The sequence below is a fragment of the Buchnera aphidicola (Macrosiphum euphorbiae) genome (assembly GCF_005237295.1).
Classification (GTDB): domain Bacteria; phylum Pseudomonadota; class Gammaproteobacteria; order Enterobacterales; family Enterobacteriaceae; genus Buchnera; species Buchnera aphidicola_AP.
Genome location: NZ_CP033006.1, coordinates 66,274 through 91,880, shown reverse-complemented (window position 1 = coordinate 91,880; position 25,607 = coordinate 66,274). Strand labels below are relative to the sequence as shown.

The window sequence follows — 25,607 nt, the reverse complement described above, 5'->3', positions numbered from 1 at the left end:
AATAAATTACTTTATACAAAATATAGATATAATTACTCTTCAATGTTAAAATTTATTTAATATTGAACACTTGTTTTCACGTTTTATTAATATACCAGAGTCATTAAATATTTCTTTTAAGGAAAAATATGAATTTTAATAAAATTATTGCTGGTGATGATATACCAAATGATATATACGTAATCATAGAAATCTCATCAAATTCATCTCCTATCAAATATGAGGTAGATAAAAAATCAGGTATGCTTTTTGTAGATCGTTTTATACCTACTCCAATGTTTTACCCCTGTAACTATGGCTATATTAATCAAACTTTGTCTCTCGATGGTGATCCTTTAGATGTTTTAGTACCTTCACATTATCCAATACAACCTAATTGTGTTATTCATTGTAAACCTATTGGTATATTAAAAATGCAAGATGAATCAGGAAATGATGCTAAAATCATAGCAGTACCAAAAAGTAAAATTTGTCAAGAATATAAAAATATAAATGACATATCAGATATATCAGAATTATTAAAACAACAGATTTCTCATTTTTTTCAACACTATAAAAATCTAGAAAAAGAAAAATGGGTAGAAATTATTGGATGGGGAGACTGTCAAGATGCGAAATTAGAAATTAAAAATGCATATAATCGTGCTAAAAAATAAACACAACACATTTTAAAATAAAAAATATTTTTTAATAAAACTAAAAAACAAAGTTTTTTTCATTAATTTTAAAATAAAATAAAGCAAATTTTATATATCCAATTAAATCATATTTTTCAAGTAAATAGTGTAAATTCAATTGTGAAGAAAATTTTACCTTTATTTTAGGAAAAATTAACACTGATATTTTTTTGCTATTAAATGTAAGATTCCATTCTGTATTAATAGGATTCTTTAAAAATGGATTTAATGCAAACAATATCTTTCCTTTTTCCATTATAATTTCTTGCTTAATTTTAATAGAATCTATTTTTCCTGAAAAATAAGGGAAAAATAAAGTTATATACTTTAATATATTGTTACTTCTAATAAAAATATTTTGAAAACTAACATCAGCCGAAACTTTAGGCTGATATAAAGTTCCAAAAATTTTTATTTGGCTTTGAAAAATACCATTTACTTCTTTAAAGTTTGTAGTAAAAAAATTCAAAAAAGAAAAAGGAAAATCATATATAGTAAATTTACCTTTCATATTTTTTTTATTGTAAAAATCCATAATGTTTAAATATCCAACAATACTTTTTTTTTGTGATGAATTTCTTATCTTTTTTACCATCCATTGACTTTTAAAATTATTATCTATTAAATTAATAAGTATTTTAGAATACTCTATATTTTCAATTAAAGTTTTTTTATTTATTTTTTTTTCTAATTTTATATTCTTACCTATTAAAATTATTTTTCCATCAGATATTTTTTTTCCTAATGTCCACTTTAATTTTGAATTAATAGATAATTCACTTTTAAAACTCAAGGGAGATACATTGAATATATTAAAAAGAGACATCTTTGTATTATATAAAAAAGATGAGATGATATGGCTTTTTTTAATATTTTTTTTATAAAAATTACTTATATTATGATTAGAATCATAGTAATTAATTAAACTATCTTTATTTGCATTTATTTGCCCCCAAAAAGTTCGAATATTCATTTTTTTAAAAAAACCATACCAATTTCCTGTTTTTTTATTAAAAATTCCATTTATTATGAAATTTATGTACAATTTATGACTTTTTAATAAAAAAGAAAAATTCTGTTTATAATTATTAGAATCTGTTTGAACGTGTAAAGCATTAATACAAAAATTATTAAAATTAATTTTTTGTGCATCTATTAATATTTTCCCTAAAAATGTATTATTAATATTCATTTTTGTAAGTATTTTAACATTTTTTAAATATATGTCATTCCATTCTAAATTCTTGGCTAAAACTTTACTTGTTATGATAGGAAATAAATCATGACCATAAAAATTTACTTTTGCTTTAATTTTACCATTTAAATCAGGAAAAAAATAATTTAAATTATCAGCATAAAAAGATGAATAAATATTGTAATTTTTTCCTAATAAACCTTTTAATTGTAATTTATTACCTCCTAAAAATAAATTTATTCTAGGAATTTCTATAAAGTTAGAGTTTTTATAATATAGAGCACCTAATATAGAAAATTTCTTTTTCATTATATTACCATTTAAATTTATTTTAGGAATGTCTAAATTATAAACATTATCATCATCAGATTTTCCTGCTATATTAATTTTTCCTATCAATTTTAATATGTATTGATTATATTTAATATTATCCTCTAGATTAATTATTTTTTTATAGAATTTCGTTTTTTTTATCGGGAAAAATTTAATTTTTTTTAAAAATATATTCTTAAAATTACCTTGCGCCTTAAAATCAATAAAAATTGACGGCAAACCTTCTAGAGTCAAAATATTTTTTAAAGATAAAAAATAATTATTTATTTTTCCTTTTAAAACACCATAAAGATTATCTAATTTTAATGTACAATCTTTTTTAATTGGCCAAAATAAATTTTTGCTCTTTAATTTTATAAAAAATGGATAATCTAGATTATTCAAAAGTACTGTTCCATTAATTTTAATCTTATATAAATCTTTAGATTTTAATTTAAACGTAAGTTTATTGTGTGCATTTAAATCAGATTTAAATGAAAAATTTATCATTCTATTGTACAATCTTGGTATTACTACTTTATTTTTTATAAAACATGAAATCGATTGATCGTTATGAAAAAATACTTTTCCATAAGAGTTTATTTTGAAAAAAGACGAATCTATTTTTAAATTTTTTATTTTTAAAATGCTATTGTTTATTTGAGCTTTCAACTCTATTTGAAATACATTATTATTTTTATAATCTATGAATTTTATTCTATTACATTTTAAAAATTTTAAATTAATGTTTAACGGGATATTTTTTTTTGTTTTGTTTGAAAAAAATTGCAATATATTATATATTTTTTTAGTATTATTAAACTGCTTTACAAAAGTTAATTTTTTTAAAATATTTTTTTTTTAGATGAGATTTTAAAGATGATAAATGAATGGAATCTACATAAGTGGGCGAAAAAATAATATTATTATTAATCAATTCTATCTTGCTTAAAACATTTAAAAAAAATATATGTACTTCGGGTGATTTAAAAGAAATTTTATCTGCATGTATTTTTTCAAAAATTATAGGATATTTTATAAAAATATTATTTTTTAAAATGCTAGAGGATACATTATTTTTTGAAAAATTAATAGCATCATTATTTTTTAATGAAACAATCAAATTTTTTGTTTTAATCTCCTTAAAAATTGTTGAAATTTTAAATAAAGATCTAGTATCTAGAATTACATGTACACTATTAGCTGTCATTGACATTCCAAAAACACTATATTTAATATTTTTTAATGTAAAATCACGCCAATTTCCTGATATTTCTTCCGCTTTTAATCCTATAAAAAAACGACTAGTAAAATTAAAAAACGTTTTAAAACCTGTATTACTTTCTATAAACAACAAAAAAATTACAAATAAAATAGAAAAAAAAATCAAAGATTTAGATAAGCATCTCTGATATATACTCATAAAAATTGTCCTGATTAAATATTAAATTATAAATGTAAAAATGAATTTATAATAAATCAACTAATAGTTAAAATAACATATTTTATATTAAAAATAATAAAAAAACGATATTTTTCTATTCTCTGAGTATTGTTTTTTTAAATTATTTTATAAAAAATTTATGCTATATTAAAAATTAATTTCAATTATAAAACATATTAGATTCTATCTAATAAAAAATATCAAAAATTAAACAACTGTTATAGTTTTTTATAATATGTTAAAATATTTTTCCGTTTTATAAATAAAATAACGTTCATAAAATTAATTAATTTAAAACACATTAAATTTTAATTTAAGAGAAAAAATTATGTCACGTATATGTCAAGTCACTGGCAAAAAAAGAATGATTGGTAATAATCGTTCTCATGCTATGAATGCAACTAAAAGAAAGTTTTTAATAAATATTCAATATCATCGATTTTGGATTTCTGATGAAAAAAGATTTATTAAATTACGTATTTCAGCTAATGGGATGCGTTGTATTGATAAACAAGGTATTGAAAAAATTATAAAAAAAATAAACTGTAAAAAATAAAGGTGACTTAATGGCTAAAAAAAATCGTGAAAAAATAAAAATGATATCATCTGCAGGAACTGGACATTATTACACTACAACTAAAAATAAAAGAAATACACCAGATAAATTAAAATTTAAAAAATATGATCCTGTCATTAGAAAACATGTCTTATATAACGAGGGAAAGATTAAATAAAAAATAATCAATTTTTATTAAAAAATTTTTTAATTTTTAAAGTAAAACTAAAGTATAATTTTTTGAAAATTATACTTTATTTATAAGAATTTAAAAAAATTTACGTTGATAATATTTAAATCAATATATAAAAATTATACATGTAAAAAAGTATTATTTATAAAAATAATCAAATCATTTAATATTTTTTCAAAAAAAGGCAATGTAACTGGTATTAAGAAATATAAAACTAATATCCCTACTATTAAATTTAATGGGAAACCAATAGAAAAAATAGATATTTGAGGAGATAAACGATTTAATAAACTCATTATAAAACTAAGTGATAATAAAATAATCATAATTGGCAAAACAAACAAAATACTATTTAAAAAAATATAACTAGAAAATTTTAATAAAATAAAAAAAACATTTGCATTTAAAAAATAACTATCAATTGGCATACTATAAAAGCTATCAATTAATATAGAAATTAAATAAAGATGAGTATTAAGCACTAGAAAAAACAACAAGGACAGGATATTTAATAAACGAGATATTACAGAAGTACCAATATGACTACTACTATTAAAAAAGGTTGCAAATGATAAACCCATTTGCAATCCTATTATTTCGCCAGATAAATTTACTGTAACAAATAATAATTGCGCAGTAAAACCTAAAAAAATACCAATTAATATTTGTTGTAAAAACAATAAAAATCCAAAACATGAAAATAACTCTGCATGAATTTCAGGCAAAAAAGGAAAGACTAACCAACTAATCATAGCAGATAAAACGATTTTATTTTTTTTATTGATAAGTGTATCATTAAAAATAGGTGCAGCAGAAAAAAAAGATAAAATTCGTACCATGGGCCAAAAAAAATTACTGATTAAGATTGTCAATTGCAAACTATTAAATGTTAACATTATTTGATAGTCAATGGTATATTATTAAATAAATTATGCATATAATCAAGCATAACACCTAACATCCAAGGTCCAAGTATTACTATTACGCCTAAAACAGAAATAATTTTAGGAATAAAGGATAAAGTTTGTTCATTAACTTGTGTTGCTGCCTGTAATACACTAATAATTAAACCGCTAATTAAAGCTGCTAATAATAATGGCAAAGCAATAATTAATGCAACTTTCATAGAATTATGAAATAATTCCATTACATATTCAGATGTCATAAATAAACATCCCCATTTTCAAAGTTAATTTAAAATTATTTATAATACATAAAAATATTTTATAAAGATTTTATGTATTAAAACTTTGTGCTAATGAAGTAATTAATAGTTGCCATCCATCTACTAGAACAAACAACATTAATTTAAAAGGCAAGGAAATTGTTGAAGGTGGTACCATCATCATACCAAGAGCCATTAATACACTAGCTACAACTAAATCAATAATTAAAAAAGGTATAAAAATAGTAAATCCAATTTGAAAAGCAGTTTTTAATTCACTTGTAATAAATGATGGCAATAAAATTCGCATTGGTATATCGTTTTTATTTTCATAATAGGAAATATTTGCTAATTTTGAAAATAACTCTAAATCAGGCATACGTATTTGATTTAACATGAATTTTTTTAACGGAATCGAACCTTTTGAAATAGCATCTTCCATATTTATCTTTTCTTCGCTAAATGGCACATAAGCATCTTGATATATTTTATCAAATGTAGGCGACATTATAAAAAAGGTTAAAAAAAGTGCTAAACCAATTAATATTTGATTTGGTGGCGCGTATGGAGTGCCTAACGCATTTCGTAATAGACCAAAAACAATGATAATTCTTGTAAAACTAGTCATCATTAAAAGAAATGCTGGTAGAAAAGTCAAAGATGTTAAAAAAACTAACGTTTGTACTGGTACAGACCAAGTTTGCCCACCATCATCTAAAACATGACTTGTTAATCCGGGTATTTCTGCACGAACTGTTGGACAAAGTAATAATAAAAATAAAAATGGAATAATTCGATAAAACATTGTTTTTTTCCAGAATATTTTAGAAAAATTTTTTAAAGAACGATTAAAAGATTTTTTTTGAAACAAAGTATCATCTATTTTTTTTATTTTTTCATCTTTTAAAACAGATGAAAATGTATACAAATGAGTAATATTTTTTGTTGTTACACCTAATAACAATCTTACTTTTTTAACTTCTACTAAGACAATAGATTCTTGTGATCCAATAGATAATCTATCTATAATTCTCATACAAGATTTTATGTTATTAATTTTAAAAAAAGAAATTTTCTTTAAGATCCAACTTAAAAATAATATTAGTAATATTATTTCAGATAACGAACTGATTATTTGAAAAAATTTTTCACTATTAAATATCGGCTGAAAAGTATTTGATATTGATTGAAAAAACACATTATTTTTCATAAAATTTAGATTTAAGATAAAACATTGATAGTTTTTAAAGAATTTTTTATTTTCGTGATTCGAAGACCATAGTTTTTTTCTAAAATTACAATTTCACCAGATGCAAATAAATGCCCATTAATAAAAATATTTAATGGTTTGTTTATTGATTGATCCAAAATTAACATGCTTCCCTTTGAAAATCCAAGAAAATCTTTAATTTTTATTTTCGATTTTCCTAATTCAATAGTAATGCTAACTAATGTATTAAGTATAACGTGTTTGCTATCTATTTCATTTTGAGAATCATTTGTTATACTTTTATTTAAATTTTTTTCAGATGATAAATTTTTATTAATCTCTTGGCTTTCAAGTATTTTTTTTTCAGAATCGATTAATTTTTTATTATTAGAGTTTTTCTCTATATTACTCACTAGATTGTTCCTTATCTTGATTGGACTCTAAATTATTATTAATAAACTCTTCTATAAAAACAATAGATTGTTCATTAAATCTTTTATAACTTCCAAAAAATATAGCTTGATCTTCTACAAATCCTGTAATTTTATCAGGTTTTTCGATTAATAACACATCTCCTACCAATAAATTATAAATTTTATTATATGAAACAGAAATACCAATTATTTTAGATATAATATTTAATTCAACATTATATATATCATTCAAAGAAAGTTTATTCTCAATATTTTTTTCTATGCATATATTTTTATGACTATTATTTTTTGAAATAACTATTTTCTTGTTTATATGTTTAAGTATTGATATTGGAATTAAAATGTTGAAAAAAACTTCTAAATTATTAACATTAAAATTAAAATAATTAATTAAAAATACTGTATTAGGATTAAAATTAGATTGTTTAAAATCAAAAAATGTTTTTTTATTAATAAAATTCATTTCTGTTAAAAAATATTTTTTATAAATTTTAGAAAAAGAAGTTGTTATAAATTCAATAATTTTTTTATTAATAAAAGTTTCAGTAGATGTAATATCTGTTATTTTTTTAATTTTATCTGTAAAGCTACCTCCACCTCCGAATAAAATATCTATGATAATAGACAAAAAATCATCAGAAAAAATTATAAAAGATTGATATTTATAAGGCAATATTTCTACCAAGTTAAGACATCGCAAATTTTTTATAATTTTTTTATTAGGATCATAAGATCCTATCTTCATATTACAGAAAGTTAATTTCATACTATTTTGAGTAAAGCTAGAAAAAAATTTTATGAATTTTTCCGTAAAACAATTATTAATGTCTTCTAATATTTTAATTTCATATCCTTTTAAAGGATTATGTAAATGATTTTCTCTTTCATAAATTTTTTTAAGTTTATTATGTGAATTATTACTTTTCCCCATTTGCATACCTCACAGGTAAAAGTTATTAAAATATAAGTGAAACATTCGATTTTTTATATCGAACAGCATGATTATTTTTTTTAAAATAAATATTCCATATTTTTTGTCAAACTAATACATCAATTGGTGTATATTTTGTTGAATTTAAATTTTTTTCATGTATATTAAATATTTTTTTAAAATTATTGATATAATCTATATTTTTATAAATTTTTAGTTTTTTATTTTTTAAAGAACTATAAATATTAAATTCTTCTAATTTAATTCCATTTTTCGTTAATGAATTACGTAAAAAAGGCATATAACTATCTAAAAATTTTCTTACTTCATTATATTTAGAGATAAATTTTAATATGACAGCATTATTTTTCATGCTAATTATAATATGTATAGATCCTAAATATTCTGGCTTTAAATGTATTTCTGCTTGATTATATTTATTAAAAATTGATAAAAGTATTTTTTGACTAATTAATTTTTTCCATTCAATAGAATTTTTTGTATCATTCAAAATCAATGGTTCAATATGTAATTTCATAGGTTCTTGTTTGTGAAAAATTTTGAATAAATTTCTTTTATCAATCATATTATCAATTGTATTAAAGTTTTTGTATAAAGATGAGATATCTTTATTTTTTTTTATATTCAATGGAAAAATTATTTTTTTTTCATCTTTTCTGAGTTTTACTTTAGTTTTATCAATATTAGAAATTTGATTGTTTATTTTCTTTAAATAAAAATTATTTGTTATGCTTATATTATTTAATTCATTAGTTTGCTTAAATTCATTTTCATTCTTTATAAGTTTATTTAATAATGTTTCTTTTTTTAATATTTTAAATATTTCTTTGTTTTTTTTTGTTTTAAAGTTTTTTATATTTTTTAAAAAATGAATAGTATTCAATAAACTATTTTCATCTTTGTCTATTTTTTTTTTTTGTATTTCATCATCTTTAATATTATTAAAATTTTTAGAATCAATAACTATATCTTTTTTAATTAAAATATTTAATAAATTATTAATTATAAAATTAGCACATATAATACTTTTATTATCATCATCTTTTTTTTCTTCTGTCAAAACATTGTCAAATTCCATTTCTTTAGTTAGCAAAAATTTATTTAATTGATTGAAAATCGATTTTGATAAATCTGATTCATAAATAATATCAAAAAAATTATCACTTTTTTTAAAAGGAGTATTTTTCTGTGATGCTATATTGCAAATAATTTCTAACATTATAATAAACATCCTTTTTTAAAAAAATTTAATTGAAAAAAAGTTTCATTAATCATTTCTTCTCGTAGTTTTTTTATCTTTAATATTTTTTTTTTATTTATTGTATTTAAATGCTTCCAAACTTTCAGTTTAATTTGATTTTTGGACCATGATTTTAAACTTTCTTCAACTATTTTTTCATTTTTTTTAATGCTATTCATATTTTCTTTGATAATTTTTTGTAATATAGAAATGAAATCATTGTAGTTCTGCCACTCATATATACCAATTCCCGATATCATTTTTTTATGCATTTTATTTAAATATTCTTTTTGATAATTAATCAAAAGTTTTAATTGTTCGTTATTCTGTTTGTTTTTTAAATTAAGATTTTTAATATTAATTGTTTCTTTTTCAATTTTCTTTTTTTCTATTTCTTCTAACAAAGAAAATAAAAACTTTTTATATTTCATTAGTACAAGACATCCAGTATATTTAGAGATCAAAGAAATATTTTATTTAATTCTTGACAAGAAAAAACATAATCACTTTTTTCTGATATTTTTTGTTGTAAAAATTTTTCTAATTGTGGCCAAATTTTAATAGCATGATCTAAGATTAAATCAGTGCCAGAAATATAAGCACCTATATTTATTAAATCTCTATTTCTTTGATAAGAAGAAACTAATTTTTTGAAATAAAAAGCTTGATAATGCTGTTTGGAATTAACAATACTAGGCATAACACGACTGATAGAAGATTCAATATCAATTGCAGGATAATGACCTAAATCAGCATAATAACGAGATAATATAATATGTCCATCTAAGATAGAACGAGCAAGATGTGAGACTGGATCTTGTTCATCTTCACCTTCAGTTAAAACGGTATAAAATGAAGTAATTGAAGCTTTATTTTTATTGACTCTTCCTGTACGCTCTAATAAATTTGGAATTATTGAAAATATAGAAGATGGATAACCTTTAGAAATAGGTAATTCTCCTAAAGATAATGCAATTTCTCGTTGTGCCATAGCATAACGAGTTAAAGAATCCATGATTAACAATACGTGTTTATTGCTTCTATAAAAATATTCTGCAATATTAGTAGCATAAGATGCTGCTTGTATTTTTAATAAAGGAGATACGTCTGCAGGCGCAGCAATAACTACGGATCGCGATAATCCTTCAACTCCTAATATGTTTTCTATAAAATCTTTTACTTCTCGACCTCGTTCTCCAATTAAAGCAATAATAATAACATCAGCTTGTGTATATCGTGCCATCATACCAAGTAAAATACTTTTACCTAAACCAGAACTAGAAAAAATACCTATTTTTTGACCTCTTCCAATAGTTAATAGTCCATTGATAGCACGTATTCCGGTATCTAACACTTGAGTAATTGGAGTTCTATTTAATGGATTAATAGTATAATTTTTAATCGTAGTATAATATTTACGATCGATTTTAGGTAGTCGATCTAATGGTTGACCTCGACCATCTAATACCCTTCCTAATAATTCTGCACTTAATGGCATTTTTTTTATAATACAGTCTGCATCATTTCCTAATTGTGCAAAAACACGAGCACCAGGAAAGGCTCCATTAACTTCTTCGCAAGATAATAGAAGAGTTTTTTCTCCTGAAAAACCTATTACTTCAGCACTAATATTTGTATTTTTACCGTCTATTTTTCTTTCAATAAAACATTCTGAACCAATAGGCATTTTTAATCCTACAACTTCTAAAACTAATCCATTAATACTAACAAGACGACCATAATTAATAGCATCAGAAAGCTTCTCAATTCTATCTTCAAAAGAAGAAAACGTTTTTAAAAATTGAGCAAATCTTAAATTCATTAATATTCCTCTGAATAAATAAGACGACATAATTCCTGCCATCTGGCATCTATTGTAGCATCTATATCAACACTTTCTGATTTAATTTTACAACCATTTAAGTCCAGACTATCATCGCAAATTAATATCCATTTATAAGTATTTAAAAAATCTTTAAAAGTGTTTTCTATTAATTTTTTGTTGTTAGGATGAATTATAAGTTGTGGTTTTTTTAAAAAAATACCGTCTTTATTGATAATTTTTTTTATGCTATTTATTAAAACTGATTTATCAATGTCGATATTTTTACCAATTACATAAGATGCAATTTTTAAAACTGTTTTTAGTAATTGAGAACATAATGCATTTTCAAAAATGGAAAGAGCATTTTCAAAATCTAAAAATAAACTATTTAATTTATTTTTTAATAAAATATTTTCTTCTTGAGCTTGTAGAAATCCTTTTTTAAAACCTATTTCATATGCTTTAGTTTTTTTTAAATTTATTTCAACTTCTTTCTTATCTGCAATAAAATTTTTTTGATTGTTTGACTCTATCAAAAAATCTTCTTTTTTAAATTCATCAGAGTGTAATAAAATTTTTTTATTTTTTTTTATATTTTTTAAAAATATTTTTTTTGGATACCATCGTGTCCATTTTTTTTCTAAGATCGAATTAGGCATAATACTCTCTTAAATTTTTCAATGAAACTTTTCCATTTTCAATAATACTTTTAATCATTATTAAAATTAATTTTTGTTCATTTTTTATAGAAACATCAGAAATATAAGATTTTTTTTCTAGACTTAAAGACAGTTTATTAGATTCTATATCAGACATATTTTTAAAAAACTTTTCCCTAATAGTAGAATTGGTTTTTTGAAGTGCAATATACAACTTTTCTTCTTCTATATTTTTAATTAATAACTTAATATATTCATCATCTATATCCACTAAATTTTCAAACAAAAACATTTCTTCAACAATTCTACTTGCTAATTTTTCATTAACTATACTAATTTTTTTTATTGTTTCTTTTTCATCTTTCATTTTCATCGAATTTAAAATTTGAGCAGCAGTTTTCATGCCTCCTTTCTCTGATAAAATTAATTTTTTATTTAGCAATAAATTATTAATAACTTTAGTTAATTCAACTAAACAAGATTCTTCGATACCACGAAAATCTATAATTCTTAATATAATTTCAGCTCGTTTTTTATTACTAAGAAAGGAAAGAACTTGGGCTGATTGATTTTTATTTAAATATACAAGTATTGTCGTAACAATTTGCGGATGTTCATTATCTAATAAAAAGGCTACTTGTTCAGCTTTCATATAATTCAGTGCTTTAATACATATTTTAGCATTACGAATTTCTAATGCTTCTTTTACTAAAGAATTTCCTTGTTTTTCTCCTAATGCTTTAGTTAACATGTCAATAAGATATTCATCACTGTTATTACAATTAAAAGCATTGTTTTTTATTGCGAGATCATAACACTCTAAGAGTATTTCATTTAATTTTTTAGTAGACACTCTTTTAATATTCACCATAGCATTAATTAGTTCTTGCACTTCAAAAGGAGTTAAATGTTTTAATATTTCTCCTGCTTGATCAGACCCTATTGCTATTAATAACAATGCACTTTTTTCAGTACCATTTAAGATCATATTTTATCACTCATCCATTGACGAATAATCAACGCTATAGTACGTGGATTCTGATTAGATATATTAGAAATTTGATGGATTAATTTATCTATATTTACGTTTTTTTTAATATCTACTTGCGTAACATTTTTCTCTAAAATATTATGTGTTTCTACATGTTTTTTATCTTGCATAACTAATGTATTTTCAAAAGTATTGTTTTTTGAAAAAGGACAAATATATTTTTTTAATAAAAAGAAAAGAAATAAAGAACAAAAAAACCATGGTGCAATGGCAAACAAAAAATCAGATAATTCAAATGTGTTTAAATGATGTATTTGAACTGGCTTTTTTTCATTATATTTAGCAAATGATGCGTTTACAAGATGAATAGTATCTCCTCGAGATTTAGAGTATCCTATAGCTTCTCGTATTAATTTTTCAATATTTCTTGTTTTTTCTACAGTTAAAGGAACTAATTTTCCATTCTTGTCTTTAGTAAAATTAACTATCACTGCTGCTGATAATCTTTTAACTTCTCCTATATTCATTTTAGTGTGTGATACACTATGATTTAATTCATAATTTATAGTATTATCACGATTAATGTTACTGTTAATAGGCGTATCATTATTTTTTAAATTTTGAGTATTTTTTATAGAATTTGATTGTTTGATATCTTCATTACGATTTTTCTTATTAAAATAAATATCATTATTAGATAAAGCATTCGGTATATCTGATTTGATAGATTTCTTCTCTATTTCATCATGAATACTTATTTGATGAGATCTTATTGATTGGTTTTTACGGTTAGTATTCGGTGAATATTTTTCCTGTGTTTTTTCTTGTGCATTAAAATCTATCTGTGCAGTCACTTCCGCATAAATATTACCAATTCCTACTAATGGTTCTAAAATATCTTTTATTCTATTTTTATAACGAGTTTCAATATCTTCAGAATACTTAAATTGTAAATCATTAACTTGATCATATTCTAAAGAGTTCTGATTTAATAATTTTCCAAATTGATCTACAATAGTAATATTTTCTACTAAAAGATTAGATATACTACTTGATACTAAATGTAATATTGCATTAATTTGTCCTGTATCTAATGTTCGTCCTGGCTGAAGTTCTAACACTACAGAAGCTGATGATTTATTTTTATCTTGTTGTAGAAATAATGATGATTTAGGAAATGCTATATGTATTCGAGCACTTTTTACAGAATGAATCCTTTGTATAGTTCGAGCTAATTCTCCTTCTAAAGCACGCTGATAATTTATTTGCTCATTAAATTGACTTACTCCAAATTTTTCTTTATCTAATAGTTCAAACCCAACACCACCACCTCTAGGAAGATTATTTTCTGCCAAACGTAAACGAATTTCATAGACTTTATCTTTTGGAACTGATATTTGACTTGATGAATCAGAAAATTGATAGGGAATTTTCATTTGATTTAATTCATTAATAATAGCTCCACCATCTTCATTAGACAAATGATTATATAAAACTTGATACTCAGGAGATTTAATCCATATTGAAACAGAAACGGCAGTAATAACTGCAGCTGTTAGTAAAATAATTAAAACACGAGAATTTTTTAAAAAATGAGGTAAAAAATTATTAAATTTTTTTTTCTCTTTTAAAACTGAATCTTCTATAGTGCTGAAATTCATGAAATCTTCCTATCTAAATTAGTCCTAGCTATAATTCAGTGAGAATTTAAAAATCTCACTAATTAGTATGAAATAAAAAAATTTCCTATTAAATTTATTGTTTAATTAAAATATAATATTAATATTTTTATTAATATTTTTATCTTTTATAACATGATATTATTTTTATCTTTATAAAGATATGATAGTATTTTAAAAATCTAAAAAAAAATATAAAAACCATTTATAATGAGGAAGATTATGTTTATTGATAATATCAATCATCAGAATATTAATACAAAAATCAATTTGTTAGATACAAATACAAAAACGCAAAAAAAAGGAAATGACAAGTTTATAGACTATATAAAAGTAGCATTAGAAGAAATAAGCCAAACTCAAAATCGCGCAAAAATTGATTCTGAAAAATTTATATTAAATCAACCAGGAATATCTCTAAACGACGTAATGATAAATCTAGAAAAATCTTCTATTTCTATACAAATGGCAATCCAAATAAGAAATAAAATTGTTTCAGCTTATCAAGAAATAATGAGTCAACAAATCTAACTTATAAAACTTATAAAGTTTGCTGTGCTGAAAAAAATTTAGCACAGTATCAAAAAAATCTTGAAGTAATTTTTAAAAAATAAAAGAATTCTTCTATAATTTTTATAAAAATTTTATATTTTTATAAAAATTTAGATTTATAACATTAATTTTAATGGAGCTAAGCGGAATCGAACCGCTCACATCTTGCATGCCATGCAAGCGCTCTACCAAATGAGCTATAGCCCCAAAATATTACAATATAAAAACACATGAATCCTGTCAATTTATTTTTTATAAATTATATTAAAATAAATATTCAAAAACATATTTTTTATAAAACCTAAACATGATCTGACTAAAAATTATATGTGTCAAATTTTTTATAAATAATTCTTATATTTACTAAAATAAAAATAGTTCTAAAAAACACTATTATCTATAAATTCTTAATATAATTAATTGCTTTTTTAATCCTTGATAAAACTCTTTCTCGGCCGATTAAATCAATTATAGAGCTTATGCTAGGTGAATACATATTTCCTGTCATAGAAATACGTAATACCATATTAACGTCTTTTTTTGTTACTTTAACATCTTTAGATATATCGTTAATCATTGTTAATATATTATAATTATCCCAAACAGATAATTTTTTCATTCTTTCATAAAATTCTTCTAAAATATGAACACTTTTTATTGTGAAATGTTTCTCTACTGCTATTTTATTAAAAACATCAAATTCTTCATAAAAATATCGACAAGATTCTGTTATTTCTTTTAAAGTATTAAAACGACTTCTTAATATTTTTACTACAGATTCTAAATCAGGACCATTTTTTATATTAATATTTTGGTTTTTCATGTAATCTTTAAGAAGATTAGAGATATGATTTAATGATAAATTGTTAATATAATGTTTATTTAACCATAAAAGTTTCTTCATGTTAATCGTACTAGGCGACTTACTGATAAATTTTAAATTAAATAATTCTTTCATTTCTGATATATTAAATATTTCTTTATCACCACAAGACCAACCTAATCGTATTATGTAATTTAATAGTGCTTCTGGTAAAAAACCATTTTTATGATAGTCGATGATATTTATAGCATTTTTTCTTTTAGAAATTTTATGGCCTTCTTCATCTAAAATCATTGATAAATGTGCATAAATAGGTATTTTACCTCCTAAAGAATTTAAGATATTAATTTGACGAGGTGTATTATTAATATGATCTTCTCCACGAATAACATGAGTGATTTTCATATCTAAATCATCTATAACAACACAAAAATTATAAGTAGGCATTCCATTACTACGTTGAATAATTAGATCATCTAATTCTGCATTATCGAAAATAATTTCCCCTCTAATTTTATCTTGAAATGCTACCCTACCAAAAAGAGGGTTTTTAAAACGTATTACATAATTTTGATTTAATCTATTTTCAATTTGTAAATTTCTACAAGTGCCAGGATAACGTGGTTTATCACCTTTTTTAATTTGATTTATTCGTATTTCTTCTAATTCTTGAGACGAACAAATACAAATATATGCATCTCTTTTTTCTAGAAGAACGTTAATAACTTCTTTATATCTATTTAATCGTTTAGTTTGAAAATAAGGACCTTCGTCCCAATTTAATCCCAACCATTTTAATCCATTGATAATAGAGTTAATAGAAATTGCTTTAGAACGTGAAAGATCAGTATCTTCTATACGAAGTACAAATTTTCCACCATGATGTCTTGCAAATAACCAAGAATATAAAGCAGTACGAATACTACCAATATGTAAATTTCCAGTAGGACTGGGTGCAAAACGAGTTTTTACTTTCATGCATTCCTTAAGAAAATATTAATTTAGAAATTATTAATAAATTATATAAATATTATTTTAATATTAGTATTACTGAGTTTTTTTAAAAAAAGATTATAATTTAATCAATATGATTAAATTTTCAACAAACAAATGTTATTTTTTAAAAAAAGATTGACTCTATTTCTTCTGGCTTTACAATATATATATAGATTTATAAAAGGGTGATTAGCTCAGTTGGTAGAGCTCCTCCTTTACACGGAGGAAGTCGGCGGTTCAAGTCCGTCATCACCCACCAAAAATTATTAAAGAATTTTTAAAGGGTCGTTAGCTCAGTTGGTAGAGCAGTTGACTTTTAATCAATTGGTCGCAGGTTCAAATCCTGCACGACCCAAAAAATTAGTACTATTTAGTACTATTTAATAGAATCAAAGATTTTAACTCTTCTTCATTAATCATTTTAATATTTAAATTTTTAGCTTTAAAAAATTTAGACCCGAAATTTTTACCATAAATTAAACAATCTGTTTTTTGAGAAATATTATTTAGAATTTTTGCACCTAAATTTATTAAAATTCTTTTTAGTTCCATTCTTGAAAAAGAATTAAAAACTCCTGTTAAAACAATTTTTTTATGAAAAAAATATGTTTTTTTCATATCAAATTCATATTGATCTTGATCTTTCCAAAAAATTCCTACTTTTATGATTAATTCATTAACCATATCACGATTTGAAATTATAGAAAAATAGTTAAATATATTATTCGAAATAATTTTTCCCACTCCCTCTATATAATTTAATTTTAAAATATCAGCATTCATTAATTCATCTAATTTTGTAAAATAATTCGCTATTTTTTCAGAAACAGTCTCTCCTACACCAGGTATTCCTAAAGCATAAATAAAACGTTTAAAAGTAGTTTTTTTACATTCATGAATAGAATTAATAATATTTATACTTTTCTTATTTCCTACATTCTGCAATTTAGTTAAATCAAAATTTTTAAGATAAAAAAAATCTATTGGATTTTTAACCAATCCTTTTTGTATCAATTCGTTAATAATTTTTGGACCTAAACCAATTACATATAAAGATTTTTTTGAAAAAAAATGATACAATGATTTTTTTTTCTGAGCATCACATGTTAGTCCAGCATGACAGCGAATTATTTTTTCTTCAGCATTTTCTAGTAATTTTGTATTACATACTGGACAAAATTTAGGGAAAATAATTTTTTTTGCATTATTACAACGTGTAATTTGTATAACACTTAATAATTTTGGGATAACATCGCCAGAACGACAAATTATTACAGAATCATTAACATGTAAATTTAGTCTTTCTATTTCACTCTTATTATGTAATGAAGCCTTGCTGATCATAACTCCAGATATATAAACAGGATCAAAATAAGCTACAGGTGTAATCGATCCTGTTCTACCAACTTGAAATTTAACATCATTTAATGTCGTAATTCTTTCCGCAGAAAAAAATTTAAATGCTATAGCCCATCTTGGTGATTTTGTATTAAAACCTAATTTATTTTGTAATTCTATTGAATTTACTTTAATCACAATTCCATCTATATCAAATTCAAGAGATTTTCTCTTTTTTTCAAATTTTTTATAAAATTCTATGACTTCTATGTAACTTGAAGAAAGTACAATCTCTTTATTGACAGGTAGTCCCCAAGACAAACATTTCATCAATCGTTTATAATGAGTCGTCAACTCTTGATTATCTTCTGCAAAAAAATAACATCCATAACATGAAAATCTTAATTTTCTTTTAGCTGTTATTTTAGGATTAATATGACGCAATGAACCTGCTGCTGCATTTCGAGGATTAGAAAAACTTTTATTTTGATTCATGTTATATTTTTGATTTAATTTTATAAAATCAGATTTTAACATAAATACTTCACCTCGAATTTCTAACCTCTTAGGTATATCAGTTCCTTCTAATTTTAATGGAATTGATTCTATCATTCGAACATTAGCAGTAACATTCTCTCCTTTAAAACCATCACCTCGAGTTGCTGCCCGAACAAGAATCCCTTCTTCATAAATTATGCTAATAGCTATTCCATCTATTTTCAATTCGCAACAAAGAGACATTGTTCTCTCAATATTAATTAATTTTTTAATTCTTTTTTCAAAAGTTAAATATCCATTAATATCAAATGTATTTTCTAACGATAACATAGGAGAAAAATGTTTTATTTTTTTAAATTTATTTGATAAATTTGCTCCTACTTTTTGCGTCGGTGAATCTAAAGTAATAAGTTCTTTATTTTTTGATTCTAAATTATACAATTGATGTAACAAATAATCATATTCTGCATCAGAAACAATTGATTGATCTAATGTATGATAAAAGTATTGATATTTTAAGATGTTTTTTCGTAATTTGTCGATTTTATTTTTAATTGATGTCATAAATTTATTACATATATAATTATTATAAAAAAGATAAATTTTAAACTTAATCAAATTTTATAAATGAATAATATTAATATTTTAAAACATTTTTTATTATATAATTTTTATTTATAATATTAACAATAGAATTTTTTAATAATTGTTAAAAATAAGTATAATATAAAAATACTTAAATAATATTCTATTGAATATTATTCAAATTTTATAATACAGGAAAAACTTTTAAAAAAAGAGGAAAAATGAGTAAAACATATGAAGATAATTCTTTAACTATTGGTAATACACCCCTAGTTCGTTTAAAAAAAATTGGATATGGAAATATTTTGGTAAAAATAGAATCTAGAAATCCAAGTTTTAGTGTTAAATGCAGGATTGGTGCTAATATGATATGGAGTGCAGAAAAAAATAAAAAAATAAATAAAAATATAGAATTAATAGAAGCAACTAGTGGTAATACAGGAATAGCATTAGCTTATGTTGCTGCTTCCAGAAATTATCGATTAACTTTAACTATGCCTGATACAATGTCTATTGAAAGAAGAAAACTATTGCAAGCTTTAGGCGCAAAATTAATATTAACAGATGGAAAATATGGAATGAAGGGAGCTATTTCTAAAGCTAATGATATTGTATCATGCAATTCAAGTAAATATTTTTTATTGAAACAGTTTGAAAATCCAGCTAATCCCGAAATTCATGAAACAACTACTGGTCCAGAAATTTGGAATGATACTAATGGTAATTTAGATGTATTAATTTCTGCTGTAGGAACAGGAGGAACTATTACTGGCATTACGAAATACATAAAAAACACAAAAAGAAAAAAAAATTTTATTAGTATAGCTGTTGAACCTTCTGAATCAGCTGTAATTACACAATTTTTAGCAGGAAAAGAAATAAAACCTGGACCACATAAAATTCAAGGCATTGGGCCTGGATTTATTCCTAAAAATTTAGACTTAACGTTAATTGATCAAGTAATTACTGTTTCTAGCGAAAAAGCAATACTTATGGCTCAAAAACTAATGAAAAGGGAAGGGATACTAGCAGGAATTTCTTCTGGTGCCGCACTATATGCAGCAATCAAAATACAAAAACAAAAAAAATTTTTAGATAAGACAATAGTTGTTATTTTACCTTCTTCGGGGGAACGTTATTTAAGTACAGAATTATTTTCTAATCTATAGAGAAACCCATTAAAATACAATTTCCGCAATAAAAAAACTCTAAAAAATCTTGTTTTTATTACAGAGCTTGTATTCTAATAATTCAAAACAAATAATAAAATAATCTTTCAAAAATTTATTAAAATATTATATTAATACACTTTCATTAAGGAAAAAAAAATGTTTCAAAATCAAGTCGAAATAACTGCTCCGCATGGTTTACACACTCGTCCTGCAGCTCAATTTGTAAAAGAGGCAAAAAAATTTACTTCTGAAATTTCTATTATTTATAATGGCAAATCAGTCAATGCAAAAAGTTTATTTAAAATTCAAACACTAGGTTTAATACGAGGAAGTGTGATTACACTATCCGCTGAAGGAGAAGATGAACAACAAGCAATTGAGCATTTATCTGTAATAATGACAGAATTAGAATAAATTACTATTAACGAAGCAATTTTTAATTTTCCTAAAAATACTGAATACTGGAAGTGACATAAATAAAATAACTTCTGATTATTTTATAAAAAATATATTCGCCTGACACGTCATATTTCCATCTCTAAATAGATAAACTTTATTATTAAAGGTAATGTTATGATTTCAGGCATTTTAGCATCACCGGGTATAGCTTTTGGAACAGCTCTTTTATTAAAAGAAGAAGAAATTGTTATTAACCGGAAAATAATTACTATTAAAAATATTAAAAAAGAAATAAAAAGATTTTTTGAAGGCAGAAAAAAATCAATACAACAACTAACAGAAATAAAAATAAAAACAAGAGAAAAATTTGGAGAAAAAAAAGAAAGTATCTTTGAAGGTCATATCATGCTCCTTGAAGATGAAGAATTAGAAAAAGAAGTAACTACTTTGATAAAAGAAAAAAATATATCTGCTGCAGCAGCTACTGAATTAATCATTGAAGGACAAGCAAAAGCTCTAGAAGAACTGAAAGATGAATATTTAAAAAATAGAGCGATAGATGTAAGAGATATTGGAAACCGCTTATTAAAAAATATACTAAACCTTAATATTGTTGATTTGAATAATATAAATAGCGAAGTGATTTTAATTGCAAAAGACTTAACTCCTTCGGAAACAGCACAAATAAATCTAAAATATATTTTAGGATTTATTACTGATTTAGGAGGCAAAACATCACACACCTCAATTATGGCAAGGTCATTAGAAATTCCTGCAATCGTAGGAACTGGAAACATTACAACAGTAGCAAAAAATAATGATTATATTGTTTTAGATTCTATTAATAATCAAATTTTTATAAATCCATCTAATCAATTAATCCATCAAAAAAAAGAAATAAAAAAGAAGTATATTTCACAAAAAAATAAATTAATAGTTTTAAAAAGTTTACATGCTACAACTATTGATGGACATAATATTAAAATTGGTTCTAATATTGGAAGTCTTAAAGATATTGATTCTGCAAAAAAAAATGGTGCTGAATGTATTGGTCTATATAGAACTGAATTTTTATTTATGAGTAGAAATTCTTTGCCTACTGAAAATGAACAATTTCAAGCATATAAACAAATTGCAGAATTAATGCAAAATAAATCTGTCATCATTAGAACAATGGATATCGGTGGAGATAAAGATCTTCCTTATATGAATTTACCAAAAGAAGAGAATCCATTTCTCGGATGGCGTGCTATACGTATTTCGATGGATCGCAAAGAAATATTGCACACACAATTAAACGCTATTCTTAGAGCTTCTGCATTTGGTAAAATATGCATTTTATTTCCTATGATAATATCTGTAGAAGAAATTAGATTTTTAAAATCCGAAATTAAAAAACTTCAAATTCAATTAAACAATAATAGCATAGCGTTTGACGAAAATATTAAAATTGGTATCATGATCGAAACCCCAGCATCAGCGATAATAGCTGAACATTTAATAAAAGAAGTAGATTTTTTTAGTATTGGAACTAATGATTTAACACAATACACTTTAGCTGTTGATAGAGGAAATGATTTAATTTCACACCTTTATAATCCTATGAACCCATCTGTTTTAAAATTAATTAAACAAGTTATCGATGTTTCACATTCAAACGGAAAATGGACTGGCATGTGCGGAGAGCTGGCAGGAGATGAACGTGCCACTGTTCTTTTATTAGGCATGGGATTAGATGAGTTCAGCATGAGTTCAACAAGCATTCCTAAAGTTAAAGAAATTATTCGTAAAACGTCTTTTTCTGATGCTCAAAAATTAGCGCAAAAAGCATTGAAATTGCCTACTACTAAAGAAGTACTTCATTTAGTAGAAAATTTTATAAATAATTAAGATGCAAGAATATATTAAAAGATAAAATAAAAGTACTTAGGAGAAAAAAATGAGTTTCTTTTCTGATTTTTTCAACAGTAAAAAAACTAATTTTTCCAAAAAAATAGAAATTATTGCACCTTTATCAGGTGATATAATAAAAATTGAAGATGTACCAGATGATGTTTTTTCTAAAAAAATTGTAGGAGATGGAATAGCCATTAAACCATCAGGAAATCAAATTCTTGCACCAGTAAACGGAAAAATTGGAAAAATATTTGAAACTATGCATGCTTTTTCAATTATTTCGGAAGATAATGTTGAATTATTCGTACATTTTGGAATTGATACAGTAAAGTTAAAAGGAGAAGGTTTTAAAAAAAAAGCAAAAGACAATCAAAAAGTAAAAATAGGAGACGAAATTATCACATTTGATTTAGATTTTCTCACAGAAAAAGCGCAGTCTATTTTAACACCTGTCGTAATATCTAATATGGAAAATTTCAAAAAAATAAAAAAATCATCTGGGACTATTATTGCTGGAAAGACAGTTATTATCACTTTATATCATTGATTCATAATATAAAAACGGTGCTGTTATTTAGTACCGTTTTAATTATATACTATTAATATCAAATAACTTTAACGGAAAAATAATGCTTGATTTACATCAAATTATCGCTTCTATTATTATTGGAGTAATAGAAGGGATAACAGAATTTCTTCCTATTTCTTCTACAGGACATATGATTATAGCTTCTCATTGGTTAAATATAGAAAATAATAATACAAAAATATTAGAAACGTTTATTGCATTTGGTTCTGCATTATCAATATTATTTTTTTTTCATAAAAAGATCTTAAAGATAATAAGATTTAATATAAGTGTTAAAAATAAAAAGACAAAAACTATACATGTCCTTATTTCTATTTTACCTACAATATTTTTTGGACTTATATTTTATAAAGAAATTAAATCATTATTTAATACACATAATATCATGTATTCATTAATATTAGGTGGTTTCTTTTTATTAATCTCTGAAATATTTAAACCAAAAAAATATACAACATATAGTATTAATGAAATTACTTTATTTCAATCTACAATAATCGGTCTTTTTCAAATTTTTTGTTTATATCCTGGTTTTTCAAGATCTGGAGCAACTATAGCAACCGGAATACTGTTAGGCATTAAAAGATCAGTTTCGATAGAATTCTCTTTTATAATATCAATCCCATTAATAATGGGAGCATCTTTTTTGGATGTTATTAATAATATTAGTAATATTAAAATTTCAGATATTCCAGTATTTTTTACTGGATTTATAATATCTTTTATCGTTTCTCTAATATGTATTAAAAAATTATTAAAAATAATCAATAAAACATCGCTGATATTTTTTGGAATATATCGTTTTATAATAGCTGGATTAATTTATTTCATTAATTAATTTGAATTTTTTGATTAAAAGAACATATTTTTATAGATAGGGACAATATTCAATTTCTTTAAACGCCATAATTCTAATTTTTTAATTCTTAAACGCGTTAATTCATCCTTTATTGCATAACCCTTAAAACCTTTTTTTAAAATTAATTTAATAGAAACACTTCTAACAACATTAAAACACTCTTTTAAAAAACAACCAGATTTTATATAAAAAAGTTCAGATTTATATGGACTTAAAAAATTAAAATTACTCAAAAATGCTATTTTTTTAACACGTTCTGGTTTTCTCCAAGCATCAACTTTTGAAAATAGATTTACAATATTTTTAGATGATTGATGATGAATAGTACTCAAAAAAAAATAAAAACCAGTATTCAAAACTGCTATATCCCTAATATGAGATGGAATATTAAATCGCTTACATAAATTATTAACAATAGAAGCCGAATACGAATCAAAAAATATCTTTGAATAATTTTTATCTGTTTGGTTGACTGATAAAAATTGACACAAATAAGAAAAACGAATATCGACATCTTTATTATAAAGTGATATTTTAGCTAACCCCATTAATATTATATTTTTATTGTATAATTTATTGAAAAGAGCACAGTTCAAAAAAAATTTCTTTTCATATAAAAAGTACATTTCTGGAAAAAAAAAATTAAGTGCATTACAAGCATATAAAACTTGGAAATATACATGAGGATTAGAAGTTTTAAAAGCTTTTTCGGTTTCATTCCATATTCTATTTGAAGTTAAATATGACAACTCCTTTTTTTTTACTATAATACACATTAACAACATAGTTTCTTTTGCAATTTTGAATCCTAAATGCATTAAAGCAGCAGCAAATCTTGCTACACGTAAAACACGTAATGGATCTTCTGTAAAAGATTCTGAAACATGTCTTATTAAACGATATTTAATATCTCTTTTACCATGAAAAGGATCAATATAATTACCATATTGATCTTGAGCAATAGCGTTAATTGTTAAATCTCGTCTTACTAAATCTTCTTCTAAAGTTACATTAGAATTGCAATCAGTATCAAAACCAGTATATCCTTTTCCAGATTTTCTTTCTTTTCTTGCTAAAGCATATTCTTCATGTGTTTCTGGATGCAAAAAAACTGGAAAGTCTTTACCAACTTGTTGAAAATTTCTTTCTAATAATATTTTTTCTGTTCCACCTACTACCACCCAGTCCTTATCTTTGACAGGTAAATTGAGCAAAGAGTCGCGCACAGCTCCTCCTACTAAATATATTTTCATAATAATTTTCTCATATTAAAAAACAAAATTCTATTCTATAATAGAAAAATAGAATTCTTTATATAATTATTTATTATTTTAAAAAATTAAATCTTGTAATAATGTTTTATATAAT

At 23.2% G+C, this 25,607-nt stretch carries 25 protein-coding genes, 3 tRNA genes and 1 pseudogene; 11 read left to right on the top strand and 18 right to left on the bottom strand.

All coding sequences use genetic code 11. The annotated features are described in order from the left end of the window. Positions 1-128: 128 nt before the first annotated feature. Positions 129-656, top strand: a complete 528-nt coding sequence (gene ppa, locus D9V71_RS00435; protein ID WP_158340429.1) for an inorganic diphosphatase — start codon at positions 129-131, stop codon at positions 654-656. A 40-nt stretch (positions 657-696) separates the two neighbouring features. On the opposite strand, the gene D9V71_RS00430 is transcribed toward ppa, so the two are convergent. Continuing rightward, positions 697-2,856, bottom strand: a complete 2,160-nt coding sequence (locus D9V71_RS00430; RefSeq protein ID WP_244278915.1) for a translocation/assembly module TamB — start codon at positions 2,854-2,856, stop codon at positions 697-699. A 145-nt stretch (positions 2,857-3,001) separates the two neighbouring features. Then, a complete protein-coding gene (locus D9V71_RS03135) occupies positions 3,002-3,607 on the bottom strand; it encodes a hypothetical protein (RefSeq protein ID WP_244278914.1) in 606 nt (201 codons plus the stop codon). Between the two features lie 349 nt (positions 3,608-3,956). On the opposite strand from D9V71_RS03135, the gene rpmB reads away from it, so the two are divergent. Both rpmB and rpmG read left to right on the top strand, forming a co-directional pair. Further along, entirely contained in the window at positions 3,957-4,184 is a 228-nt protein-coding gene (gene rpmB, locus D9V71_RS00425; RefSeq protein ID WP_158340428.1) for a 50S ribosomal protein L28, read from the top strand. A 10-nt stretch (positions 4,185-4,194) separates the two neighbouring features. After that, the gene (gene rpmG, locus D9V71_RS00420) at positions 4,195-4,362 is read left to right on the top strand and encodes a 50S ribosomal protein L33 (RefSeq protein WP_158339286.1); all 168 of its coding nucleotides are present in this window, start codon (positions 4,195-4,197) and stop codon (positions 4,360-4,362) included. Positions 4,363-4,496: 134 nt separating this feature from the next. Here rpmG and fliR read toward each other — a convergent pair whose 3' ends face one another. The 12 genes and pseudogenes from fliR to fliF form a co-directional block, all read right to left on the bottom strand. Further along, the gene (gene fliR, locus D9V71_RS00415; protein ID WP_158340427.1) at positions 4,497-5,273 is read right to left on the bottom strand and encodes a flagellar biosynthetic protein FliR; all 777 of its coding nucleotides are present in this window, start codon (positions 5,271-5,273) and stop codon (positions 4,497-4,499) included. Then, positions 5,273-5,542, bottom strand: a complete 270-nt coding sequence (fliQ, locus tag D9V71_RS00410) for a flagellar biosynthesis protein FliQ (protein WP_158340426.1) — start codon at positions 5,540-5,542, stop codon at positions 5,273-5,275. Before fliQ ends, fliR begins: the two co-directional genes overlap by 1 nt. 70 nt (positions 5,543-5,612) lie before the next feature. Beyond that, a complete protein-coding gene (fliP, locus tag D9V71_RS03130) occupies positions 5,613-6,347 on the bottom strand; it encodes a flagellar type III secretion system pore protein FliP (RefSeq protein WP_244278931.1) in 735 nt (244 codons plus the stop codon). Positions 6,348-6,383: 36 nt separating this feature from the next. Then, positions 6,384-6,752, bottom strand: a pseudogene (fliO, locus tag D9V71_RS03125) (flagellar biosynthetic protein FliO); the annotation flags it as partial. Between the two features lie 11 nt (positions 6,753-6,763). Continuing rightward, positions 6,764-7,165 carry a FliM/FliN family flagellar motor switch protein gene (locus D9V71_RS00400; RefSeq protein ID WP_158340424.1) on the bottom strand — a complete coding sequence of 134 codons (402 nt, stop codon included), beginning with the start codon at positions 7,163-7,165 and terminating at the stop codon, positions 6,764-6,766. After that, a complete protein-coding gene (locus D9V71_RS00395) occupies positions 7,158-8,123 on the bottom strand; it encodes a FliM/FliN family flagellar motor switch protein (protein ID WP_244278913.1) in 966 nt (321 codons plus the stop codon). Before D9V71_RS00395 ends, D9V71_RS00400 begins: the two co-directional genes overlap by 8 nt. A 100-nt stretch (positions 8,124-8,223) precedes the next feature. Next, positions 8,224-9,357 (bottom strand): flagellar hook-length control protein FliK, encoded by a 1,134-nt coding sequence (locus D9V71_RS00390; protein WP_158340423.1) that lies wholly within the window; start codon positions 9,355-9,357, stop codon positions 8,224-8,226. After that, positions 9,357-9,809: a flagellar export protein FliJ gene (locus D9V71_RS00385; protein WP_158340422.1), complete on the bottom strand. Its 453-nt coding sequence runs from the start codon at positions 9,807-9,809 to the stop codon at positions 9,357-9,359. Before D9V71_RS00385 ends, D9V71_RS00390 begins: the two co-directional genes overlap by 1 nt. Positions 9,810-9,838: 29 nt before the next feature. Then, the gene (locus D9V71_RS00380) at positions 9,839-11,242 is read right to left on the bottom strand and encodes a FliI/YscN family ATPase (RefSeq protein ID WP_158340421.1); all 1,404 of its coding nucleotides are present in this window, start codon (positions 11,240-11,242) and stop codon (positions 9,839-9,841) included. Continuing rightward, positions 11,200-11,862, bottom strand: a complete 663-nt coding sequence (locus D9V71_RS00375) for a flagellar assembly protein FliH (RefSeq protein WP_158340420.1) — start codon at positions 11,860-11,862, stop codon at positions 11,200-11,202. The genes D9V71_RS00380 and D9V71_RS00375 overlap by 43 nt, the downstream gene beginning before the upstream one ends. After that, on the bottom strand, positions 11,855-12,850 hold the full coding sequence (gene fliG, locus D9V71_RS00370) for a flagellar motor switch protein FliG (RefSeq protein WP_158340419.1): 996 nt from the start codon (positions 12,848-12,850) through the stop codon (positions 11,855-11,857). The genes D9V71_RS00375 and fliG overlap by 8 nt, the downstream gene beginning before the upstream one ends. Further along, positions 12,847-14,514, bottom strand: coding sequence for a flagellar basal-body MS-ring/collar protein FliF (gene fliF, locus D9V71_RS00365; protein ID WP_158340418.1), 1,668 nt, complete (start codon positions 14,512-14,514; stop codon positions 12,847-12,849). Before fliF ends, fliG begins: the two co-directional genes overlap by 4 nt. A 240-nt stretch (positions 14,515-14,754) precedes the next feature. Between fliF and fliE the strand changes: the two genes are divergently transcribed. Further along, positions 14,755-15,063 carry a flagellar hook-basal body complex protein FliE gene (fliE, locus tag D9V71_RS00360; RefSeq protein ID WP_158340417.1) on the top strand — a complete coding sequence of 103 codons (309 nt, stop codon included), beginning with the start codon at positions 14,755-14,757 and terminating at the stop codon, positions 15,061-15,063. 155 nt (positions 15,064-15,218) lie between these two features. Here the strand turns inward: fliE and D9V71_RS00355 are convergent. Together D9V71_RS00355 and gltX are read right to left on the bottom strand one after the other, a co-directional pair. Next, positions 15,219-15,291 (bottom strand) — tRNA-Ala (locus D9V71_RS00355). Between the two features lie 190 nt (positions 15,292-15,481). Further along, positions 15,482-16,885: a glutamate--tRNA ligase gene (gene gltX, locus D9V71_RS00350; protein ID WP_158340416.1), complete on the bottom strand. Its 1,404-nt coding sequence runs from the start codon at positions 16,883-16,885 to the stop codon at positions 15,482-15,484. Positions 16,886-17,086: 201 nt separating this feature from the next. Here gltX and D9V71_RS00345 point away from each other — a divergent pair. Beyond that, positions 17,087-17,162, top strand: a tRNA-Val gene (locus tag D9V71_RS00345). A 23-nt stretch (positions 17,163-17,185) separates the two neighbouring features. Beyond that, positions 17,186-17,258 (top strand) — tRNA-Lys (locus tag D9V71_RS00340). Positions 17,259-17,269: 11 nt separating this feature from the next. On the opposite strand, the gene ligA is transcribed toward D9V71_RS00340, so the two are convergent. Continuing rightward, positions 17,270-19,303, bottom strand: coding sequence for an NAD-dependent DNA ligase LigA (ligA, locus tag D9V71_RS00335; protein WP_158340415.1), 2,034 nt, complete (start codon positions 19,301-19,303; stop codon positions 17,270-17,272). 242 nt (positions 19,304-19,545) lie between these two features. Between ligA and cysK the strand changes: the two genes are divergently transcribed. From cysK to D9V71_RS00310, 5 genes are all read left to right on the top strand, one after another. Beyond that, on the top strand, positions 19,546-20,493 hold the full coding sequence (gene cysK, locus D9V71_RS00330; RefSeq protein WP_158340414.1) for a cysteine synthase A: 948 nt from the start codon (positions 19,546-19,548) through the stop codon (positions 20,491-20,493). Between the two features lie 159 nt (positions 20,494-20,652). Continuing rightward, on the top strand, positions 20,653-20,910 hold the full coding sequence (locus tag D9V71_RS00325) for an HPr family phosphocarrier protein (RefSeq protein ID WP_158340413.1): 258 nt from the start codon (positions 20,653-20,655) through the stop codon (positions 20,908-20,910). A gap of 159 nt (positions 20,911-21,069) precedes the next feature. Further along, entirely contained in the window at positions 21,070-22,785 is a 1,716-nt protein-coding gene (gene ptsI / locus D9V71_RS00320) for a phosphoenolpyruvate-protein phosphotransferase PtsI (RefSeq protein ID WP_158340412.1), read from the top strand. A 49-nt stretch (positions 22,786-22,834) separates the two neighbouring features. Beyond that, the gene (gene crr / locus D9V71_RS00315) at positions 22,835-23,338 is read left to right on the top strand and encodes a PTS glucose transporter subunit IIA (protein ID WP_158340411.1); all 504 of its coding nucleotides are present in this window, start codon (positions 22,835-22,837) and stop codon (positions 23,336-23,338) included. 82 nt (positions 23,339-23,420) lie between these two features. After that, positions 23,421-24,218 carry an undecaprenyl-diphosphate phosphatase gene (locus D9V71_RS00310; RefSeq protein ID WP_158340410.1) on the top strand — a complete coding sequence of 266 codons (798 nt, stop codon included), beginning with the start codon at positions 23,421-23,423 and terminating at the stop codon, positions 24,216-24,218. A 14-nt stretch (positions 24,219-24,232) separates the two neighbouring features. On the opposite strand, the gene D9V71_RS00305 is transcribed toward D9V71_RS00310, so the two are convergent. Beyond that, positions 24,233-25,492, bottom strand: coding sequence for a tRNA CCA-pyrophosphorylase (locus tag D9V71_RS00305; RefSeq protein ID WP_158340409.1), 1,260 nt, complete (start codon positions 25,490-25,492; stop codon positions 24,233-24,235). Positions 25,493-25,607: the final 115 nt, after the last annotated feature.

Coding starts and splice junctions, on each gene's coding strand:
- ppa (WP_158340429.1), top strand. CDS start 129: ATGAATTTTAATAAAATTATTGCTGGTGATGATATACCAAATGATATA.
- D9V71_RS03135 (WP_244278914.1), bottom strand. CDS start 3,607: ATGAGTATATATCAGAGATGCTTATCTAAATCTTTGATTTTTTTTTCT.
- rpmB (WP_158340428.1), top strand. CDS start 3,957: ATGTCACGTATATGTCAAGTCACTGGCAAAAAAAGAATGATTGGTAAT.
- rpmG (WP_158339286.1), top strand. CDS start 4,195: ATGGCTAAAAAAAATCGTGAAAAAATAAAAATGATATCATCTGCAGGA.
- fliR (WP_158340427.1), bottom strand. CDS start 5,273: ATGTTAACATTTAATAGTTTGCAATTGACAATCTTAATCAGTAATTTT.
- fliQ (WP_158340426.1), bottom strand. CDS start 5,542: ATGACATCTGAATATGTAATGGAATTATTTCATAATTCTATGAAAGTT.
- fliP (WP_244278931.1), bottom strand. CDS start 6,347: ATGTTTTATCGAATTATTCCATTTTTATTTTTATTATTACTTTGTCCA.
- D9V71_RS00395 (WP_244278913.1), bottom strand. CDS start 8,123: ATGCAAATGGGGAAAAGTAATAATTCACATAATAAACTTAAAAAAATT.
- D9V71_RS00390 (WP_158340423.1), bottom strand. CDS start 9,357: ATGTTAGAAATTATTTGCAATATAGCATCACAGAAAAATACTCCTTTT.
- D9V71_RS00385 (WP_158340422.1), bottom strand. CDS start 9,809: ATGAAATATAAAAAGTTTTTATTTTCTTTGTTAGAAGAAATAGAAAAA.
- D9V71_RS00380 (WP_158340421.1), bottom strand. CDS start 11,242: ATGGCAGGAATTATGTCGTCTTATTTATTCAGAGGAATATTAATGAAT.
- D9V71_RS00375 (WP_158340420.1), bottom strand. CDS start 11,862: ATGCCTAATTCGATCTTAGAAAAAAAATGGACACGATGGTATCCAAAA.
- fliG (WP_158340419.1), bottom strand. CDS start 12,850: ATGATCTTAAATGGTACTGAAAAAAGTGCATTGTTATTAATAGCAATA.
- fliF (WP_158340418.1), bottom strand. CDS start 14,514: ATGAATTTCAGCACTATAGAAGATTCAGTTTTAAAAGAGAAAAAAAAA.
- fliE (WP_158340417.1), top strand. CDS start 14,755: ATGTTTATTGATAATATCAATCATCAGAATATTAATACAAAAATCAAT.
- gltX (WP_158340416.1), bottom strand. CDS start 16,885: ATGAAAGTAAAAACTCGTTTTGCACCCAGTCCTACTGGAAATTTACAT.
- ligA (WP_158340415.1), bottom strand. CDS start 19,303: ATGACATCAATTAAAAATAAAATCGACAAATTACGAAAAAACATCTTA.
- cysK (WP_158340414.1), top strand. CDS start 19,546: ATGAGTAAAACATATGAAGATAATTCTTTAACTATTGGTAATACACCC.
- D9V71_RS00325 (WP_158340413.1), top strand. CDS start 20,653: ATGTTTCAAAATCAAGTCGAAATAACTGCTCCGCATGGTTTACACACT.
- ptsI (WP_158340412.1), top strand. CDS start 21,070: ATGATTTCAGGCATTTTAGCATCACCGGGTATAGCTTTTGGAACAGCT.
- crr (WP_158340411.1), top strand. CDS start 22,835: ATGAGTTTCTTTTCTGATTTTTTCAACAGTAAAAAAACTAATTTTTCC.
- D9V71_RS00310 (WP_158340410.1), top strand. CDS start 23,421: ATGCTTGATTTACATCAAATTATCGCTTCTATTATTATTGGAGTAATA.
- D9V71_RS00305 (WP_158340409.1), bottom strand. CDS start 25,492: ATGAAAATATATTTAGTAGGAGGAGCTGTGCGCGACTCTTTGCTCAAT.